Annotated in this window: 14 protein-coding genes; 9 read left to right on the top strand and 5 right to left on the bottom strand. The window is 72.0% G+C overall.

The window, feature by feature from the left end; all coding sequences use genetic code 11:
- Positions 1 to 33 precede the first annotated feature (33 nt).
- Positions 34 to 2,064: a DNA helicase RecQ gene (recQ, locus tag IE269_RS03615; protein ID WP_229897471.1), complete on the top strand. Its 2,031-nt coding sequence runs from the start codon at positions 34 to 36 to the stop codon at positions 2,062 to 2,064.
- Between the two features lie 384 nt (positions 2,065 to 2,448).
- Here the strand turns inward: recQ and IE269_RS03610 are convergent, their stop codons facing one another.
- Complete coding sequence (locus IE269_RS03610; RefSeq protein ID WP_189821172.1) at positions 2,449 to 3,120, bottom strand: GOLPH3/VPS74 family protein; 672 nt, start codon at positions 3,118 to 3,120, stop codon at positions 2,449 to 2,451.
- A 66-nt stretch (positions 3,121 to 3,186) separates the two neighbouring features.
- Positions 3,187 to 4,425, bottom strand: coding sequence for a fumarylacetoacetase (gene fahA / locus IE269_RS03605; RefSeq protein WP_189821171.1), 1,239 nt, complete (start codon positions 4,423 to 4,425; stop codon positions 3,187 to 3,189).
- A 215-nt stretch (positions 4,426 to 4,640) separates the two neighbouring features.
- Between fahA and IE269_RS03600 the strand changes: the two genes are divergently transcribed.
- Both IE269_RS03600 and IE269_RS03595 read left to right on the top strand, forming a co-directional pair.
- A complete protein-coding gene (locus IE269_RS03600) occupies positions 4,641 to 5,921 on the top strand; it encodes a carboxylate--amine ligase (RefSeq protein ID WP_229897428.1) in 1,281 nt (426 codons plus the stop codon).
- Positions 5,922 to 6,039: 118 nt separating this feature from the next.
- Positions 6,040 to 7,239, top strand: a complete 1,200-nt coding sequence (locus IE269_RS03595) for an NAD(P)-binding domain-containing protein (RefSeq protein ID WP_189821170.1) — start codon at positions 6,040 to 6,042, stop codon at positions 7,237 to 7,239.
- Between the two features lie 45 nt (positions 7,240 to 7,284).
- Here the strand turns inward: IE269_RS03595 and IE269_RS03590 are convergent, their stop codons facing one another.
- On the bottom strand, positions 7,285 to 8,463 hold the full coding sequence (locus IE269_RS03590) for an epoxide hydrolase family protein (protein WP_189821169.1): 1,179 nt from the start codon (positions 8,461 to 8,463) through the stop codon (positions 7,285 to 7,287).
- A gap of 63 nt (positions 8,464 to 8,526) precedes the next feature.
- Between IE269_RS03590 and IE269_RS03585 the strand changes: the two genes are divergently transcribed.
- On the top strand, positions 8,527 to 9,492 hold the full coding sequence (locus IE269_RS03585) for a helix-turn-helix transcriptional regulator (protein WP_189821168.1): 966 nt from the start codon (positions 8,527 to 8,529) through the stop codon (positions 9,490 to 9,492).
- Here IE269_RS03585 and IE269_RS03580 read toward each other — a convergent pair.
- Positions 9,489 to 11,480, bottom strand: a complete 1,992-nt coding sequence (locus IE269_RS03580) for a CocE/NonD family hydrolase (RefSeq protein ID WP_189821167.1) — start codon at positions 11,478 to 11,480, stop codon at positions 9,489 to 9,491. The two genes, IE269_RS03585 and IE269_RS03580, sit on opposite strands and share 4 nt — an antisense overlap.
- A gap of 12 nt (positions 11,481 to 11,492) precedes the next feature.
- Positions 11,493 to 12,986, bottom strand: a complete 1,494-nt coding sequence (locus IE269_RS03575) for a peptide MFS transporter (protein ID WP_189821166.1) — start codon at positions 12,984 to 12,986, stop codon at positions 11,493 to 11,495.
- 250 nt (positions 12,987 to 13,236) lie between these two features.
- On the opposite strand from IE269_RS03575, the gene IE269_RS03570 reads away from it, so the two are divergent.
- From IE269_RS03570 to IE269_RS03550, 5 genes are all read left to right on the top strand, one after another.
- On the top strand, positions 13,237 to 14,247 hold the full coding sequence (locus IE269_RS03570) for a polyprenyl synthetase family protein (protein ID WP_189821165.1): 1,011 nt from the start codon (positions 13,237 to 13,239) through the stop codon (positions 14,245 to 14,247).
- 119 nt (positions 14,248 to 14,366) lie between these two features.
- Positions 14,367 to 15,407: a CHRD domain-containing protein gene (locus IE269_RS03565; RefSeq protein ID WP_189821164.1), complete on the top strand. Its 1,041-nt coding sequence runs from the start codon at positions 14,367 to 14,369 to the stop codon at positions 15,405 to 15,407.
- A 316-nt stretch (positions 15,408 to 15,723) separates the two neighbouring features.
- Complete coding sequence (locus IE269_RS03560) at positions 15,724 to 16,959, top strand: LolA family protein (protein WP_189821163.1); 1,236 nt, start codon at positions 15,724 to 15,726, stop codon at positions 16,957 to 16,959.
- Between the two features lie 27 nt (positions 16,960 to 16,986).
- Positions 16,987 to 18,057 (top strand): ABC transporter ATP-binding protein, encoded by a 1,071-nt coding sequence (locus IE269_RS03555; RefSeq protein ID WP_189821162.1) that lies wholly within the window; start codon positions 16,987 to 16,989, stop codon positions 18,055 to 18,057.
- Positions 18,044 to 18,925, top strand: a complete 882-nt coding sequence (locus tag IE269_RS03550; protein ID WP_189821161.1) for an ABC transporter permease — start codon at positions 18,044 to 18,046, stop codon at positions 18,923 to 18,925. Before IE269_RS03555 ends, IE269_RS03550 begins: the two co-directional genes overlap by 14 nt.
- Positions 18,926 to 18,994 lie beyond the last annotated feature (69 nt).

Here is an 18,994-nt window from a genome sequence, read left to right as displayed (position 1 = left end):
GGTGCGATGAACGTGATGAGTGGGGCGAGCGGGATGGTGGACGTGGACGGCACGGACGGGACGCAGTCGGCACCGGAGATCGCGGAGAGTGACGCGCTGCGCACGCTCCACCGGATCTTCGGGTACGACGCGTTCCGGGGCGAGCAGGCGGCGATCATCGACCAGGTGGTGGGCGGCGGAGACGCGGTCGTCCTCATGCCGACCGGCGGCGGAAAGTCCCTCTGCTACCAGATCCCCTCCCTGGTCAGGCCGGGCACGGGCGTGGTGATCTCGCCGCTGATCGCCCTGATGCAGGACCAGGTCGACGCGCTGCGGGCACTCGGCGTGAAGGCCGGGTTCATGAACTCGACCCAGGACTTCGACGAGCGGCGCACGGTCGAGGCGGAGTTCCTGGCGGGCGAGCTGGACGTGATCTACCTGGCGCCGGAGCGGCTGCGCCTGGACTCGACGCTCTCGCTGCTGTCCCGGGGCAAGATCTCCGTCTTCGCGATCGACGAGGCGCACTGTGTGGCCTCCTGGGGCCACGACTTCCGGCCCGACTACCTGGCCCTGTCGGTCCTGGGCGAGCGCTGGCCGGACGTACCGCGCATCGCGCTGACGGCGACGGCGACGGCGGCGACCCACAAGGAGATCACCGCCCGCCTCGGCATGCCGAACGCGAAGCACTTCGTGGCGAGCTTCGACCGGCCGAACATCCAGTACCGGATCGTCCCGAAGGTCGACCCGAAGAAGCAGCTCCTGTCCTTCCTCCGCGAGGAGCACGCGGGGGACGCGGGCATCGTCTACTGCCTGTCGCGGAAGTCGGTGGAGGCGACGGCGGACTTCCTCTGCAAGCAGGGCATCGAAGCGGTCCCGTACCACGCGGGGCTGGACGGGGGCACGCGCGCCCGCAACCAGGCCCGCTTCCTGCGCGAGGAGGGCCTGGTGGTCGTGGCGACCATCGCCTTCGGCATGGGTATCGACAAGCCGGACGTGCGCTTCGTCGCGCACCTGGACCTGCCGAAGTCGGTCGAGGGCTACTACCAGGAGACCGGTCGTGCGGGCCGTGACGGGGCCCCGTCCACGGCGTGGATGGCGTACGGACTCCAGGACGTCGTCCAGCAGCGGAAGATGATCCAGAGCGGCGAGGGCGACGAGGCGTTCCGCCGCCGGGCCGCCTCCCATCTGGACGCGATGCTGGCGCTCTGCGAGACGGCGGACTGCCGGCGCGGCCAGCTCCTCGCCTACTTCGGGCAGGAGGGCGCGCCGGAGAAGTGCGGCAACTGCGACAACTGCCTGACCCCGCCGGAGACCCTCGACGGGACGGTGCCCGCGCAGAAGGTGCTGTCCACGGTGTGGCGGCTCAAGCAGCAGCGCAGGCAGAAGTTCGGGGCCGGGCAGATCGTGGACATCCTGCTCGGGAAGAAGACGGCGAAGGTCATCCAGTTCGACCACGACCAGCTGTCGGTGTTCGGGGTGGGCCAGGACCTGGCCGAGTCCGAATGGCGTGGTGTGGTGCGGCAGTTGCTGGCGCAGGGGCTGCTGGCGGTGGAGGGCGAGTACGGCACGCTCGTCCTGACGGAGACCAGCGGCTCGGTCCTGGGCGGCGAGCGGGAGGTGCGGCTGCGCAAGGAGCCGAAGAAGGTGGCGGTGGCGCGGGCCGAGCGGTCCGAGAGGAAGGCCAAGTCGGCTGCTGCGGTGGCGGACCTGCCGACGGACGCCGCCCCGGTCTTCGAGGCCCTTCGGTCTTGGCGGACGGAGCAGGCGAAGGAGTTGGGGATGCCGCCGTACGTGGTCTTCAACAACGCGACGCTCCAGGAGATCGCGGTGCGGAGGCCTTCGTCGCTCGCGGAGCTGGGGGAGATCGGCGGGGTCGGCGAGAAGAAGCTGGCGACGTTCGGGGAGGGGGTGCTGGGGGTCCTGGCGGGCCTGGGTGGAACTCCGGCACCCGCCTTGCCGGTCCCGGCCCCCGCTCCGGTGGCTGCGGCCCAGGCCCCCGCTCCGGCCCGCTCGGCGGAACCCGAGTGGGACTGGGACGCGGAGCCGGAGCCGGACTGGGCGATGGAGCCGCCGCCGGAGGACTGAGCGGGGGCGGCCGGGGCCTGGCCGGTACCGGGCGTGCGGGCAGGGGCCGGAACCGGGGCGGGCCCGGATCGGGCGTACCGCCCCCTTGCCCGCCCGTCCCGCCCCCCGGGGGGCGGCCCCGCCGCCCAAGGGGGCGGGGGAGAGGGGAGGGGGGCGGCTTCGCCGCCAGGCGGGGGGATGGTGCCCGAAGGGCATCCATCCAGGGGCGCGGGGAACTGCGCGACCAGCCACGACGCACCCGCACGGGACCGGGACCACGACGCACCCGCACAGACGCCACTCAGCCCCGCGGGTTTAGGTGAAGGGGCGGGACCGGGGCGGGCGCCGCAGGCAACCGGGGTGCCGGGTGCGGCACAGGAGGGCCCCACCGGAGCGAGTCCGGGGTCAACCGCCCCCGGACCCCCCGTTGCTGGCCGCCTGGTCGCTCTGGACCGCCTTGCGGACGGCCCTCGCGGTCCACTCCTGGCGGCAGAAGTCCCGGGTCTGGGACCGCAGCGCACGGCCCTCCCGCCCCGGGAAGTGGCGGGCAACCAACCCGGTCGCGTACAGGAGCGCGCCCAGGAGGCGGTCGTGCGGGTCGGGGAAGCCTGAGGCAGAGGCGACGGCGAGGCGGTGGCGGAGGACCGGCGAGAAGTCCTCGCCCGCCGCCGGGTGGCGGACGACCGGGAAGAGGCCCAGGACCTTCTTCGACTCCCGGCGCAGCACGCCCCGTTCGACGAGGCGGTCCAGGCAGCGGCCCATGACGGTGTGCCGGGAGCGCCGGACGAAGTGCGAGGTGCGGACCCCGTCCCGGCGCCCCTTCCCCGGCACGGCGGCCAGCCGCTCCAGCGCCTCCACCGCGACAGGGTCGAGACCCGCCGGCGGGATCGGGTTGCGGACCCGCACCCGGCCCCGCTCCTCCACGACGCAGCCCGCCAGGGCGAGTTCGGCGAGTACGGCGCCGGCGACGCCGTACTCGACGTAACTGCCCATGAGCCGGGTGGACCCCCGCTGCGGATGCAGTCCGAGCAGGAGCAGTTCCTCCGCGAGGGAGAGGCGGGGAGGGGGTGTGTTCACGGCGTCAGCCTCCAAGGACCGCAAGAGGGGTGTGCCCAGGACCAGGATTCCCCTCCCGCACCCCGTTCAGCCCCGCCCCACGATCCGCCCGGACACCTCGCCGAGGCCGACCTTCGTGCCGTCCGGCCCCGGCGCCCACGCCGTGAGCGTGACCTCGTCGCCGTCCTCCAGGAACGTCCGCTTGCCGGTGGGCAGTTCGATGGGCTCGGTGCCGTTCCAGGTCAGCTCCAGGAGGGAGCCCCGCTGGCCGGTCTCCGCGCCGCTGACGGTTCCGGACCCGTACAGGTCGCCCGTCCGCAGCGATGCCCCGTTGACCGTCATGTGCGCCAGCATCTGCGCCGCCGACCAGTACATGGTCGAGAAGGGCGGCTCGGAGACGACAACACCGTTGATGGAGAACGAAATCCGCAGGTCGAGGCCGCCGGCCTCCTCCTCGTCGGAGTCGTCCAGGTAGGGGAGTACCGGCACGTCCCGCGCCGGCAGCGCCACCCGCGCCTCCTCCAGGGCCTCCAGCGGAGTCACCCACGCCGAGACCGACGTCGCGAAGGACTTCCCGAGGAAGGGGCCGAGCGGGACGTACTCCCAGGCCTGGAGGTCGCGCGCCGACCAGTCGTTGAGCAGCGAGAGACCGAAGACGTGGTCGCGGAACTCCGCGAGGCCGACCGGCTTCCCCAGCTCCGACGGCGTGCCGACGACGAAGCCGACCTCCGCCTCGATGTCCAGCTTCACCGACGGGCCGAAGACGGGGGCCGCGTCCGCCGGGGTCTTGCGCTGGCCCGACGGGCGTACCACGTCCGTCCCGGAGACCACAACGGTGCCGGACCGGCCGTGGTAACCGATCGGCAGGTGCTTCCAGTTGGGGGTCAGCGCGTCGCCGTCCGGGCGGAAGATCCGGCCGACGTTCGTCGCGTGGTGCTCGCTCGCGTAGAAGTCGACGTAGTCGGCGACCTCGTACGGAAGGTGCAGGGTCACCGCGCCCAGCGGGTGCAGCAGCGGCTCTATGTCCTCGCGGTGCGCCGGACTCGTGACCCACGCGGTGAGCGCGCGCCGCACGTCGCGCCAGGCGGTGCGGCCCGCCGCCAGCAGCGGGTTCAGCGAGGGCTGGGCGAGGAGCTGGGCGTACGGGGAGCCGAGCGCGAGTGCCGCGGCGCCCGCGTCCAGCACGTGGTTTCCGATACGGACACCGACGCGGCGGCGCTCCGGCGCGTCCGCGGTGGAGAACACGCCGTAGGGGAGATTGTGCGGGCCGAAGGGATCGCCTTCGGCGACGTCGAGCGCTGACGTGAGCGGGGACTGCTCGGGCATGGGGTGCTGCCTCGCTTTCCAGGTCGTTGGAACACACGTTACGTGGGGGAGGCCAGGGACGGCAGTGGCTAAAGAGTTCGTAATGTCCTGAATGGCGTGGGTGGAGGCGGGAATTCCGGCTTAGCTTCCTTGGGGGCACGGGCGGGAGTTCCAGGGGTCCAGGGGGTCCTCGCGCAGGGTGGGTCCCGGCCCGTGGAAGTCCATAGGGGGGACGTGTGGGGAGCGGCAGTACGACGGGGCGCCGCCGCGGCGCGCCGGGGCCGACGGTGGACCGGGACGTACCGGCCCTGATCGTGAAGTTCGGAAACTATCCACTCCATCACGGCGGCGTCGGCGCGATCCGCAGCCTCGGCCGCCTCGGCATACCCATGTACGCGATCACCGAGGACCGGTGGACGCCCGCCGCCCTCTCCCGCCACCTGCGCAGGCCGTACGTCTGGCCCACCACCGGCACCGAGGAGCCCGGCCGCCTGGTCGAGGGGCTGCTGCGGGTCGGCCGCCTGATCGGCCGGCCGGCCGTTCTCGTACCGACGGACGAAGAGGCGGCGGTGCTCATCGCCGAGCACCAGGAGGAGCTGGCCCCGGCCTTCCTCTTCCCGCGCACCGAGGCCGAGTTGCCCCGCCGGCTCGCCAGCAAGCAGGGCCTGCACGAGCTGTGCACGGAGCACGGTGTGGCGACCCCGGAGGCCGCGTTCCCGGCCTCGTACGCAGATGTCGTCGCCTTCGCCGAGCGGGCCCGCTTCCCGGTGGTCGCCAAGAACCGGGAGGCTTTCGTACGCCGCCACCGCCCCGCCGTACGAGGCACTACGCGCATAGCGGGACCCCGCGAACTCCTCGCGCTCGCCCGCGAATGGGGCGACGCGCCCGGCGTGATCCTCCAGGAGTACCTGCCGCGCGAGGAGGCCGAGGACTGGATCGTGCACGCCTACTTCGACGCGCACAGCGAACCCCGGGCGCTGTTCACCGGGGTCAAGGTGCGCTCCTGGCCGCCGCACGCGGGCATGACGGCCTGTGCGTACGTGGTCGACAACCCCGAACTCGCGGGCCTCGCCGCGCAGTTCGTCAAGCGGATCGGGTTCAGCGGCATCGTGGACCTCGATCTGCGCTTCGACCGGCGCGACGGGCAGTACAAGCTGCTCGACTTCAACCCCCGGATGGGCGCCCAGTTCCGGCTCTTCGAGAGCGAGTCGGGCGTGGACGTCGTACGGGCACAGCACCTGGACCTGACCGGGCGCGCCGTTCCGGAGGGGGAACAGCGCGCCGGGCACCGCTATCTGGTCGAGAACATCGACCTGCCCGCCCTGCTCGCGTACCGCCGCAGCGGCTACACCACTCCGCACGCGCCCGCCCGGGCGGACTCCACGGAGCTGGCGTGGTTCGCGGCGGACGACCCCGTGCCGGCGTTCGCGATGCTGGGACGGATGGTGCGGCCGGGGGTGCGTCATCTCTACGAGACGTACGAGGCGCGGAGCAAGGGGCGGGGAGGCGGCGCATAGCGGGTGCTCGCGCGTACGTACGGCGGGTGCCCGCGTGCCTGGCGGGTGCTCGCGCGCATGGCGGGACGCCCCCGTGCGCATACATCTGGTGTGTTTCACCCTGGGGAGGGGAACTTCAGTGATTCTTCCGGTCGTTGTCATCGGTGCCGGGCCCTACGGTCTGTCCACCGCCGCCCACCTGAAGGCCCGCGGGATCCCGGTGCGGGTCTTCGGCGACCCGATGGTCGCCTGGCGCACCCGCATGCCCGCCGGGATGCTGCTCAAGTCGACGCCCGCCGCCTCGAACATCGACGCGCCGCAGCCCGGGCACGACCTGATCGACTTCTGCGCCGAGGCGGGGGTGCGGCGGTACGAGTCGGACTGGGACATCGTGCCGGTCGAGGACTTCGCCGCGTACGGACAGTGGTTCGCGGAGCGGCTGATTCCGGAACTGGAGCGGGAGAAGGTCGTCTCCGTCGACCGGACGGGGTCCGACTTCGCGGTGAAGCTGGACTCCGGGGAGCAGTTCCGGGCGCGGGCGGTGGTCGTGGCGACCGGGCTGTCCGGGCTGGCGCGGATGCCGAGGGAGCTGGTGGCCGCCGCCCCCGACGGGCCCTCCGCCACCGGCCCGATCTCGCACGCGGCCCAGCACCGCGACCTGTCCGTCTTCGCGGGCAAGGACGTGCTGGTCGTCGGCGCCGGACAGTCCGCGCTGGAGAACGCGGTGCTGATGGCGGAGGCGGGGGCGAAGTCGGTGCGGATCGTGGCGCGGCGGCGCGGGGCGGTCCACTTCGGCGACGCACCGGACCAGCAGCCGCGGCTGCGCCCGGAGTCGCCGTTCGGCCGGGCCTGGTCGCTGTACGGGCTGACGTATCACGCGTCGTACGTGCGGGCGTTGCCCGCGCCGGCCCGGCACTATCTGGTGCGGCGGGTGCTCGGGCCGCTCGGGGCGTGGTGGCTGCGGGAGAGGTTCACCGGGCGGGTGCAGGTGACGGACGGGCGGCGGATCGAGCGCGTGCGGGTGGAGGACGGGCGGCCGGTCCTCACCCTCGGCGGCGGCGAGGGGCCCTCGGCCGAACTGGGCGCCGACCACGTCATGGCCGCCACCGGCTACCGGACGGACGTCGCCGCCATGGGCTTCCTGGGTGACGGGCTGCGTACGGAGCTGCGTACGTCCCGGGGCGCGCCGGTCCTGGACGCGGCCTACGGCTCCTCCGTCCCCGGCCTCTTCTTCACGGGGCTGCCGGCGGCGGCGTCCTTCGGGCCGGTCATGCGGTTCGTGTGCGGGACGGAGTACGCGTCGGGGAGGGTGGCGGCGGGGGTGGACCGGCTGGGGTAGCCGGGGTGCCCCGGGGGGAGCCGACCGCTCCCCCCCCCGGCATCCTCAGCGCAGGTCGCGGAAGAACTCTCGGACGTCCTGCGTCAGCAGGGCCGGCTCCTCCAGGGCCGCGAAGTGGCCGCCCCGGTCCTCGATGTCCGTCCAGCGGACCACCGTGTTCTCGCGCTCCGCGTAGCGGCGGATGCCCACGTCGTGGGCGAGGGTCAGGACGCCCGTCGGGACGCCCGAGTTCTCCACGGTGACGCCCCAGGCCTGGTGCTGCGCGTAGCCCACGTACGCGGCGGAGCCTGCCGTGCCGGTCAGCCAGTAGAGCATCACGTTCGTGAGGAGCCGGTCGCGGTCGACGACCGTGTCCGGGAGGGCCGCACGCGGGTGCGTCCACTCGCGGAACTTGTCCATGATCCAGGCGAGTTGGCCCACAGGGGAGTCCACCAGCCCGTACGCCAGCGCCTGCGGTCGCGTCGACTGGACCGCGATGTAGCCGAACTCCTCCTGCATGAACGCCTCGATCCGGGCGACCCGGTCCCGCTCCAGGTCGGTGAGCGACGCCAACTCCTCGTCCGGGAGGGGGAATTCCGGCATCGGACCCGGGTCGCCGTTGACGTGCACGCCGATCACCCGGTCCGGGGCCACCCGGCCGAGCGCGGGGGAGACCGCCGCCCCGAGGTCGCCGCCCTGGGCGCCGTAGCGCTCGTAACCGAGCCGGTTCATCAGTTCCGCCCACGCCCCGGCGATCCGCGCCGAGTCCCAGCCGCCCTCGGAGACCGGGCCCGAGAAGCCGAAGCCGGGGAGTGAGGGGATGACCAGGTGGAAGGCGTCCGCCGGGTCGCCGCCGTGCGCGCGGGGGTCCGTCAACGGGTCAATGACATCGAGGAATTCCACGATCGAGCCGGGCCAGCCGTGCGTCAGGATCAGCGGCAGCGCGTCCGGCTCGGGGGAGCGGACGTGCAGGAAGTGGATGCGCTGGCCGTCGATCTCGGTCAGGAACTGGGGGTGGGCGTTCAGCTCCTGCTCCGCCGCCCGCCAGTCGTACTTCTCACGCCAGTACGAGACCAGCTCGCTCAGCCAGCCGGTCGGCACGCCCGTGGTCCAGTCGTCGCCCGGCAGGGGGGCGGGGAGCCGGGCGGCGTCCAGTTTCGCGTGCAGCGCGTCGATCTCGTGCTGCGGGATCTCGATCCGGAAGGGGCTGATGAGGGGGCTGGTGACCTGCTCGTTTCGGCTCATGAAGACAAGGTATCGACCAGCTAGGACACCTTCCGTCCTAGCCAACTGGCAGACTCCACAGGCATGTTGGAAACTTCCGCACGCCTGCTCAGGCTGCTCTCGTTGCTCCAGACGCCCCGGGACTGGCCGGGGTCCGACCTCGCGGCGCGGCTCGATGTCGACGTACGTACCGTGCGCCGCGACATCGACAAGCTGCGCACCCTCGGCTACCCCGTCCACGCCACCCCCGGCGCCCCCGGTTACCGGCTCGGCGCGGGCGCGAACCTGCCGCCCCTCCTGCTGGACGACGACGAGGCCGTGGCCGTCGCGGTCGGGCTGCGCACGGCGGTCGGGGGAGGCGTGGCCGGCGTCGAGGAGAACGCGCTGAGCGCCCTGACCAAGCTCCAGCAGGTGCTGCCGTCCCGGCTGCGGCACCGCGTCGGTGCACTGGAGGCGGTGACCGTCAGCCTTGCCCCGGACGGCGGCCCGGGCGTCGACCCCGATGAGCTCACCGCCGTCGCCGCCGCCTGCCGGGGGCATCAGCAGCTGCGCTTCGACTACCGTGGGCACGGCGGGGAGAGCTCGGTGCGCCGCACCGAACCGCACCGGCTGGTGCACGCCGGGCACCGCTGGTACCTCGTCGCCTGGGACCTCGACCGGGACGACTGGCGCACCTTCCGCCTCGACCGCCTCACCACCCGCATCCCCACCGGCCCCCGCTTCACCCCGCGCGAGCTGACCGACGAACAGGTGGCCGCCCGCACCTCGTACGGGGTGACGAACGCCGTCTACCGCCACCGCGCCCGGGTCACCCTGCGCGTGCCGCTCGCCGAGGCGGCGGCAGAGGTGCCGACCACCGTCGGTGTGCTGGAGGACCTCGACGGGCAGTCCTGCACCCTGTACGCGGGCTCGAACTCGCTGGACGAACTCACGCTGTATCTCGGCCTGTTCGGCTTCCCCTTCGAGGTGCACGAGCCCCCGGAGCTGGTGCGGCGGGTCGGAGAACTCGCCGCACTGCTCGCGGGGGCCGTGCCCGAGGGCCGGAGTTAGCCCGCCGTGCGGGGGATGCGGCGTTCCCACACCCTGTGGAAGACGACCTCGCCGCCCTCCTTGCAGGTCACCTCGCTGGAGGTCAGGAAGTCGGAGGCGTCGCAGGTGATCTCGGAGCGGGTGACCACCTCCGTGTCCCACGCCAGGTCCGGGCGGCGCAGGCGGATCGTCCAGTCGGAGCGGGTGTGCGCCGAGAGGGGGTCCTTCTCGTTGATGGTGTACGTCTCCAGGGCGTCCTCGGTGAATTCGAGGCCGTCGGGGTAGATGCGCGTACCGCCGTAGCGCGGGTCGACCTCCAGCTTCCACTCGCCCTTGGCCACGTCCCGTACGACCAGACGTTCCGGGCGTTCGTCCGGGTTGGCCGGGAATTCCACGTTCAACGGGGGCGACTGCTCCGGGGCCTCGAAGCGGATCTCCGGGTGTTCCGTGTGGGTGCGCACCGGAAGTTCCAGTGACGAGCCCGCCGGGTCCAGGACGAAGCCCGCCGAGCCGGCCTGCGGCCAGATCCACGGCCAGTAGGCGGAGGAGACCGAGAGACGGACGCGGTGGCCGGGCGGGAAGGTGTGGCCGATGCCGTTCAGCTCGAAGGTCACCTCCTCCGTCGCGCCCGGCTGCCACGCATCCGCGCGGTCGCGGCCGTTGCGGGCGGAGAGGTTGAGGACGCCCCGGGTGACCAGGGTCGAGGAGCCGTCGGGGGCCACGTCGCAGACGCGGGCGATCGCCTGGCCCTGCGGCACGTCCATGGTCAGGCGCAGGCGCACCTTCGCCCGGCCCAGGATCTCGATCGGCGCGTCCGTGACGGGGAAGTCGAAGCTCGCCGACTTGGCGTCCTCGTCGCGCTGGTCCGGCGGCAGGTCGGAGTCGTTGCCGAAGGGGAAGAAGCGGCCGGCGTCCAGGCCCGTGTGCATGGGGGAGTCGACCACCACGGGCGGGCCCTGGAGACCGTAGGAGGTGGGTGTGACCAGGGGGGACGGCCAGGCGGTGTCGCCCACCCAGCGGCCCGGGAGCGAGGGGTACGTCGTCGCGGGCGGGTGCGATTCGCTGATCCAGGAGCGGAGGAGCGGTTCAGCCATCACCCCCGTGTCCTCGCCCTTGAGGTGCTGGTCCCACCAGCGCAGGGTCTCCTGGAGGAAGCCGATCGCAGGGCCCGGCGGCAGGCCCCGGTCGGGGTACTGGTGCGACCACGGGCCGATCAGTCCTCGTACGCGGGACGGGTCCAGGTGTTCCACCAGGCGCAGGACCGTGTCGCGGTACGGGTCGTGCCAGCCGCCCACCGCGAGCACCGCCGCGTCGATCGCGGAGTAGTCCTCGCAGACGCTGCCGTGCTTCCAGTAGTCGTCGCGGGTCTGGTGGTCCAGCCAGGTGTGGATGAAGGGGTCGACGGCGTCGAGGCGCTTCAGCCACATGTCCTTCCAGACGTCCCCGACCTGCGCCGGGTCCGGCGGGCGGCAGACGAAGGCGAGCATGGTGGCCGCCCACGCGTGCATGTCCACGGCGAGGACGGAGCCGCCCATGTAGTGCACGTCGTTGTCGTAGCGGTCGTCGGCGGAGCAGACGGTGACGATCGCCTTCAACGGCTCGGGGGCGAGGGCGGCGATCTGGAGGGAGTTGAAGCCGCCCCAGGAGATGCCGAACATGCCGACCTTGCCCGTGCACCAGGGCTGTTCGGCGAGCCAGTTCACGACCTCGACGCCGTCGCTCAGCTCCTGCGCGTCGTACTCGTCGCCGGGCAGGCCCTCGCTGTTGCCGTGCCCGCGCACGTCCACGCGTACGGACGCGTACCCGTGGCCCGCGTACCAGGGGTGGCGCTGCCAGTCGCGCGGCGCGGTCCAGTCGCTGAGCCGGTAGGGGAGGTATTCGAGGAGCGCCGGTACGGGCTCCTGCGTCACCGGCCGCCAGATCCGGGCGTACAGGTGCGTGCCGTCGGCCAGCGGGATCGTCACGTCCTCGCAGGTCGTGCCGTACGGGAATTCAGTACGTATCTGCATCAGGAAGTCACCTCAGTGAACGGGGTGCATGGTGCGCTTGAGCCACGGGGCCGCGGCGACGACCGCGAGGCCGCAGGCGACCGCGATGGCGCCGTTGACGCCGAAGTACACGGGGTTCGAGACCTGCCCGTACAGCTTCACGGTCTGCGCCTGGATGCCGTTGGCGAGCGCGAGGGAGAGGAACCAGAGCGCCATCGTCTGGCTGGCGAAGGCCTTCGGCGCCAGCTTGGTGGTGGCGGACATGCCGGACGTCTGGAGCAGGATGTCGCCGAGCCCGAGCAGCAGGTACGAGCCGACGATCCACCAGGCGGCCATCTTGTACGTGTCCGTGGCGTGCCCGGAGGTGGGCAGCACCATCAGCAGGAAGGAGAGGCCGCCCAGGATCACGCCGATGGCGATCTTGTTGGAGGCGTGCGGCTGCCGCTTGCCCATCCGTACCCACACGGCGGCGACCACGGGGGCGAGCGCCACCTCGAAGGCGCCCAGCGCGGACGCGTACCAGCTGACCGGGAAGTCGAAGCCGAGGATGTGCGTCTGCGTGTTCGACGCGGCGAGCAGCATCATCGTCGAGTACGCCTGGAACAGGATGAAGTTGAAGGCGACGGAGGCCAGGAAGAGGACGACGTACGGCCGCAGCCTGCCCTTCTCCTCGCTCGTCACCCGGGGGCTGCGGAACATCACCGCGAAGTAGACCACCGGCGCGATCACCGAGATCAGCGTGAGAACGTCCACGAAGCGCGACATCGTCAGCCAGCCGGCCAGCGCGAGCACCGTGCAGACCGCCGCCACCGCGACCAGGCCGAGCACGATCATCCGTACGGTGCTGCGCATCTTCTCCGGCGGCAGCGCGAACTCCGCGCGGTCCTTGCGGCCCGCGAGGTGGCGGCGCCCGGCGACGTACTGGATCAGACCCAGCGTCATGCCGAGCGCGGCGGCCGAGAAGCCCCAGTGCCAGCCCTTGTGGTCGGCGAGCCAGCCGGTGACCAGGGGGCCGAGGAAGGCGCCGATGTTGATGCCCATGTAGTACAGGGCGAATCCGGCGTCCCGGCGCTCGTCGGCGGTCTTGTAGAGCTTGCCGACCATGTTCGCGACGTTGGGCTTGAGCAGACCGGTGCCCGCGCTGATCAGGCCGAGGCCGATCCAGGTGAAGGCGTCCGTGGGCACGGCCATCGCGTAGTGGCCGCAGGCGATGAGGATGCCGCCCCACAGGACGGCCCGGTACGAGCCGAGGATCCGGTCCGCGAGCCAGCCGCCGGCCACCGACACCAGGTAGACGAGGGTGCCGTAGGCCGCGCCGAGCGAGGCCGCGTTGCCCGGGTCCATGCCCATGCCGCCGTCGGCCACTTTGGCCGCGAAGTAGAGCACGAGGATCGCCTGCATGCCCAGGAACGAGAACCGCTCCCACACCTCCAGGCCCGACAGGGTCATCAGACCCTTCGGCTGGCCGAAGAAGGCGGTGTCGTCGCCGGGCGGCGGCTGGCTGGAGTTCCGGGACCCGGTTGCCACACCGGATTCCGGGGACTCGTCGGACTGAGGGTTGGGCTCTATATGGGACAAAGGGCTTACTCCTGGTCTTATCAGCTCACCACGAACATACCGGTGCGCTTCAGACCGTGCCCGGGGGGACCTGACCAGGGGGTGGCGAAGAGGGCGGGGGCCTCGGTGATCGAAAGTCGACGGGATAGGCTGACTTGTTGAGTGATGCCAGCGACAGATCGACAATCCGTTTGATCGTCAGCAGACAGGAGTAACCCTCGTGACCGTCGTCGGGCCGTTCGGACTGAGCGTGCGGGACCAGGCTCTTGAGACCGATGTCCAGACCGGACTGGCAGCCGTCGAGGAGGGGCTCCTCGACGCGACCAAGAGCGAGGTCCCGTTCATCACGGAGGCCGCGCAGCACCTCGTCCGCGCAGGTGGCAAGCGTTTCCGGCCGCTCCTTGTGATGCTGTCCTCCCAGTTCGGCGATCCGTACGCGCCGGGTGTCGTGCCGTCGGCGGTGGTGGTCGAGCTGACCCACCTGGCGACGCTCTACCACGACGACGTCATGGACGAGGCGGACGTACGGCGCGGAGTGCCGAGCGCGAACTCGCGCTGGGGCAACTCGGTCGCCGTCCTCACCGGGGACTTCCTGTTCGCACGCGCCTCGCACATCCTTGCGGACCTGGGGCCGGAGGCCGTACGCATCCAGGCCGAGGCGTTCGAGCGCCTGGTCACCGGCCAGATCCTGGAGACGGCCGGGCCGCGCGACGGGCGCGACCCGATCGAGCACTACCTCGACGTCATGTCCGGCAAGACGGGCTCGCTGGTCGCCGTCTCCTGCCGCTTCGGCGCGATGATCTCCGGTGCCGACGAGAGTGTCGTCGACATCCTCACGCAGTACGGGGAGCGGCTCGGCACCGCCTTCCAGCTCGCCGACGACGTCCTGGACATCGCCAGCGACAGCCATGAGTCCGGCAAGACCCCCGGCACCGACCTGCGCGAAGGCATCCCCACGCTGCCGGTGCTGCACCTGCGCGCCATGGCCGAGGCGCACGGCCGCCCCGAGGACGTCGAGCTGTGCGAGCTGCTCGACGGGGACCTGACGGGCGACGCCGAGCTGGCCGAGGTGCTGCGCAGGCTGCGCGTCCACCCGGCGCTCGAACAGGCCAGGCGGGACACCGTGCGGTACGCGGAGGAGGCGAGGGCCACGCTCGCGCCGCTGCCGGACTGCTACGCGAAGTCGGCGCTGGCGGAGCTGTGCGACGCGGTGGTGCACCGGGCGGGCTGAGCCCGTCGGGGGAGTGTGACGCAGGTCACATTTCCGGATTGAGTCCGGGCCCGGATCGACTCCGTACCCCTGCACAGAAGCTGACGCAGGGGGCGTCGGCTCCGGTACGGGGAGCAATCATGACGAAGCGGATCTTTTCCGGGCGGACCGAGGCCTCCGGGCGCACGAAGGCGGTCTCCGGGCGTACGAAGGCGGCTCTTGTCGGTACGACCGCTGTCGTGGCTGCCGCGGGGGTCGCCTTCGCGGTCCTGCCGGCCTCGGCGGACGGGGGCGGAAGCGGGCACGCGGGGCACGCGGCGAACACCGGGGTGGCCCTCCAGGCGGGGGCGCTCAGTGACAGCCGGGGTGCCGCCTTCTTCGCCGCCAGCATGAACGGCGCCAACGAGATCCCCACCCCGGGCGGCCCGGCCGTCGGCGACCGGGACGGGGTGGCCCTGGAGTTCGTGAAGGTCAGGGGCGACGTGGTGTCCTTCGCCGTGAAGTGGCGGGGCACCGACCGGCCGTCCGCCCTGCACATCCACCAGGGTCCCCGGGGCGTCAACGGCGGCATCAAGGTCGACTTCACCGGCGAGCTGGGCAAGAGCCGCGGCCGTACGGCGCAGGGTTCCGTACGGGTCCAGGACCCGGCCCTCCTGGCGGCCCTCAAGGCCGACCCCACGAGCTTCTACGCCAACCTGCACACCAAGGAGTTCCCCGGCGGCGCGGTCCGCGGCCAGCTCCACAAGGTGACCAACTCCTTCGACTTCGGGCGGGCGCTGGAGAACTTCCAGTCACCCGTCCTGCGCGGCCGGCAGATCTACGAGTGCAAGAAGGCGGCCGACGGCACCACCTCCTTCCAGCAGCGCGACGTACGGGCCGTGCTCGCGGGCGGCATCGCGCACTCCTTCGTCGCCCCGAACTCCGGCACCCCGCAGTGGGTCGCGGGGGACCGCAGCAAGGTCGTCGGCACCCTGATCTCCAAGAGCCCCAACGGCGCGGGCAACATCCCCGAGCTGGACCTCGCGGGCAAGGCGTCCGGCCGCCCGGGCGGCCTGTTCTCCCGTACGACCGAGATCCTGCGGCTCAACACGGTGGGCGGCGTCGCCCCGGCCGGGAGCTGCGACCCCGGGTCCCTGACAGGGGTGCCGTACCAGGCGGATTACGTCTTCATCCAGCGCTGAGCGGGCCTGACCTGCGGATACCTGAGGTGAGTGCAGGGGCCACCCTTCTCGGTCCCCCCAGAACGGGGGAGAGGAGGGTGGCTTCCGTCATCCCGTGGGAGTACATGAGGTCCATGCCGGGGGCTGACGTATTGCGGCCGGTGTTTTGGTCAGATTGACCTCACCACTCCTCACCACTCCTGACCGATCCGGGCGAGAATGGCGGCGCGGAGTGGGCACAAGCGCAGGGGAACCAAGCGCAGGGGAACCAAGCGCGTGGGAACCAGGCGCAGGGGAACACGGCCGCCGATCCGGCAACCACGGAGGTAGAGCACAGATGGCACCCAACGACACGGCACAGGGCACCACGGAGGGCACCGGCGGGGTGCGCCGCCGCAAGGCCGCGCGGTACATCGTGCCGGTCGCGGTGGCGGGCGTCGCGGCGGCGACCATCGGGCTCGTCCCGGCACTCGCCAACGCGGGCGACCCGGACCTGCCGCAGCTCACCGCCCAGGAACTCATCGAGAAGATCGCCGCCTCCGACACCGAGCAGCTCTCCGGCAACGTCAAGATCACCACGGATCTGGGCCTGCCCAACCTCGACGGCATCGCCAAGAGCCTCGGCGGCGCCGAGGGCGGCAAGGGCAAGGGCTCCGGCGCGGACCCGCAGGCCCAGCTCACCAAGCTGGTCTCCGGCACCCACACGCTGCGCGTCGCGGCCGACGGCCCCGAGCGGCAGAAGGTCTCGATCCTGGACGACGCCGCCGAGTACAGCCTGATCCACAACGGCGACGACGTCTGGGCGTACGACAGCGCCTCCAACGAGGCCTTCCACGCCAAGGCCCCGAAGGACGCCTCCGGCAAGCCCGGCAAGCGGCAGAAGCTGCCCGAGGGTGCGCCGACCACGCCCAAGGAGTTCGCCGAGCAGGCGCTGAAGATGGCCGGGAAGGACACGGCCGTCACCGTCGACGGCACCGCGCAGGTCGCGGGCCGGGACGCCTACCAGCTGAGCGTGAAGCCCAAGCAGTCCGGCTCGACGGTCGCCGACATCCGCGTCGCGGTCGACGCCAAGACGGGTACGCCGCTGAAGTTCACCCTGCTGTCCACCGACGGCGGCAAGCCGGTCGTCGAGGCGGGCTTCACCAAGGTCGACTTCGCCAAGCCGGCCGCGAGCACGTTCGACTTCACGCCGCCCAAGGGCGCGAAGGTCACCGAGGCCGACAAGCTCGACGGCCCGAAGAACGACAAGAACGCCCCGGACTTCGGTCTCGGCAAGGAGTTCGGCAAGGGCGGCAAGGGCGAGGACGTCAAGGTCATCGGCCAGGGCTGGACCTCGATCGCGCAGATCGGCACGAAGAGCGCCAAGCCCGCCGCGGGCAACGGCAAGGACCAGCTGCCGCCGCAGGCGCAGGGCCTGATGGACTCGCTGGGCGCCAAGGTCTCGGGTTCGTTCGGCGAGGGCCGGGTCTTCTCGACCCGCCTGGTCAACGCCCTGATGACGGACGACGGCCGGGTGTTCGTCGGCGCGGTCACCAAGGACGCACTGGTGAAGGCGGCCAACGAGGCCAAGTAGTCATGAACTGAGGGGAGTTGGGGTCGCATGGGGGACGGGCCGCCGTCGGCGGAAAGAACGGCGGGCACGCCGGACGGGCAGGGCGCGGGGGGTGCTCGCACCGCTGACGCGGCGGGCCCCTCTCCCCGGTCGGCCGCCGGTCCGGCGGCCGACGCTGCGGCGTGGGTGATCGAGACCCGCGGGCTCACCAAGCGGTTCCGGGGTGGGCAGGTGGCCGTGGACGGGCTGGATCTGGCCGTCCCGGCCGGGAGCGTCTTCGGCTTCCTCGGGCCCAACGGCTCGGGGAAGACCACCACCATCCGGATGCTGATGGGGCTGATCGAACCGACCTCCGGCACCGCCCGGCTCCTCGGGCGGGCCATGCCGGGCGCCTCCAGGACCGTACTGCCGAAGGTCGGAGCGCTCATCGAGGGGCCCGCGCTGTACGGGTTCCTGTCCGGCCGCGACAACCTGCTGCGGTACGACTCCGCCGACCCCACCGCCGACCCCCGCACCCGCGGGGCGCGGGTGGCGGCGGCCCTGGACCGGGTCGGGCTGACCCCGGCCGCCGGCAAGAAGGCGCGGGCGTACTCGCTGGGCATGAAGCAGCGGCTCGGGCTCGCGGCGGCCCTGCTCCAGCCGCGTGACCTGCTCGTACTCGACGAGCCCACCAACGGCCTCGACCCGCAGGGGATGCGGGAGATCCGCACCCTGGTCCGGGAGCTGGCGGCCGACGGCACGACTGTGTTCCTCTCCTCGCACCTGCTGGACGAGATCGAGCAGGTGTGCACGCATGCCGCCGTGATGGCCAAGGGGCGGCTGCTCGTGCAGGGGCCGGTCGCCGAGCTGGCGGCGGGTGCGCGGGGGCGGCTCGTGGTCACCACGGCCGATCCGGGCGAGGCGGTACGGGTGCTCAAGGAGCACGGGGTGACGGACGTCGAGGCGGCGGAGGGCCGGGTCACCGGCAGCCCTCCGGGCCCCGAAGGGCCGGGGCTCGCGGAGTTGAATGCCGCGCTGGTGCACGCCGGGGTGCGGGTCACCGGGTTCGGGGTCGAGCGGGCCTCGCTGGAGGACGCGTTCGTCGCGCTGACCGGGGAGGGATTCGATGTCGCGGGCTGAGGCGGAAGTGGTGGCGCAGGGGCGGGCGGTGAGCCCGCTGTGGACGTTCGGGCTGCTGCGGTCCGAGCTGAGGGTGACCTTCCGGCGCTGGCGCACCCTCGCGCTGCTGGTCGTGCTCGCCGGCGTACCCGTACTCATCGGCATCGCGATGAAGGTGGACTCCGGCGGCTCGCCCGAGGGCGGGGGCGGGGGCGGCGGTCCCGCCTTCTTCTCGCAGGTCACCCAGAACGGGCTGTTCCTCGTCTTCGCCGCGCTCGCGGCCACGCTGCCGGTGTTCCTGCCGATGGCCGTCGGCGTCGTCGCGGGCGACTCGATCGCCGGGGAGGCCCACTCCGGGACCCTGCGCTATCTGCTGGTCGCGCCCGCCGGAAGGAGTCGGCTGCTGCTCGCGAAGTACGCGACCACGCTGGTGTTCTGCCTGGTCGCGACCCTGGTGGTGGCGGCGTCCGCGCTGGCGGTGGGGGCGCTGCTGTTCCCGGTCGGCGAGGTGATGACGATCTCCGGGGTGCCGATCGGGTTCGGGGAGGGGCTGCTGCGGGCGCTGGCGGTCGCGGTGGCCGTCGCCGCCTCGCTCGTCGGGTTCGCGGCCGTCGGGCTGTTCGTCTCGACGCTGACCAGCAGCGGCATCGCGGCCATGGCGACCACCGTCGGGCTGCTGATCACCGTGCAGATCCTGGACACCATCCCGCAGCTCGACGCGCTCGGCCCCTACCTCTTCCCGCACTACTGGCTGTCCTTCGCGGACCTGCTGCGGGAGCCCGTCTACTGGGACGAGCTGGGGAAGAACCTCGGGATGCAGGGCGTGTACGCGGCCGTGTTCGGGTCGGCGGCGTGGGCGCGCTTCACCAGCCGGGACATCACGGCCTGAACGGCCTGAACGCTCCGGCCGGCGGAGGAGGGCCGGAGGGGCGTGCGGGCCGGGCCCGCACATTCCCCT

The organism is Streptomyces spiroverticillatus, assembly GCA_014650415.1.
Classification (GTDB): domain Bacteria; phylum Actinomycetota; class Actinomycetes; order Streptomycetales; family Streptomycetaceae; genus Streptomyces; species Streptomyces spiroverticillatus.
The sequence above is the reverse complement of the archived record's forward strand: the minus strand, read 5'-3'. Positions and strand labels throughout refer to the sequence as shown.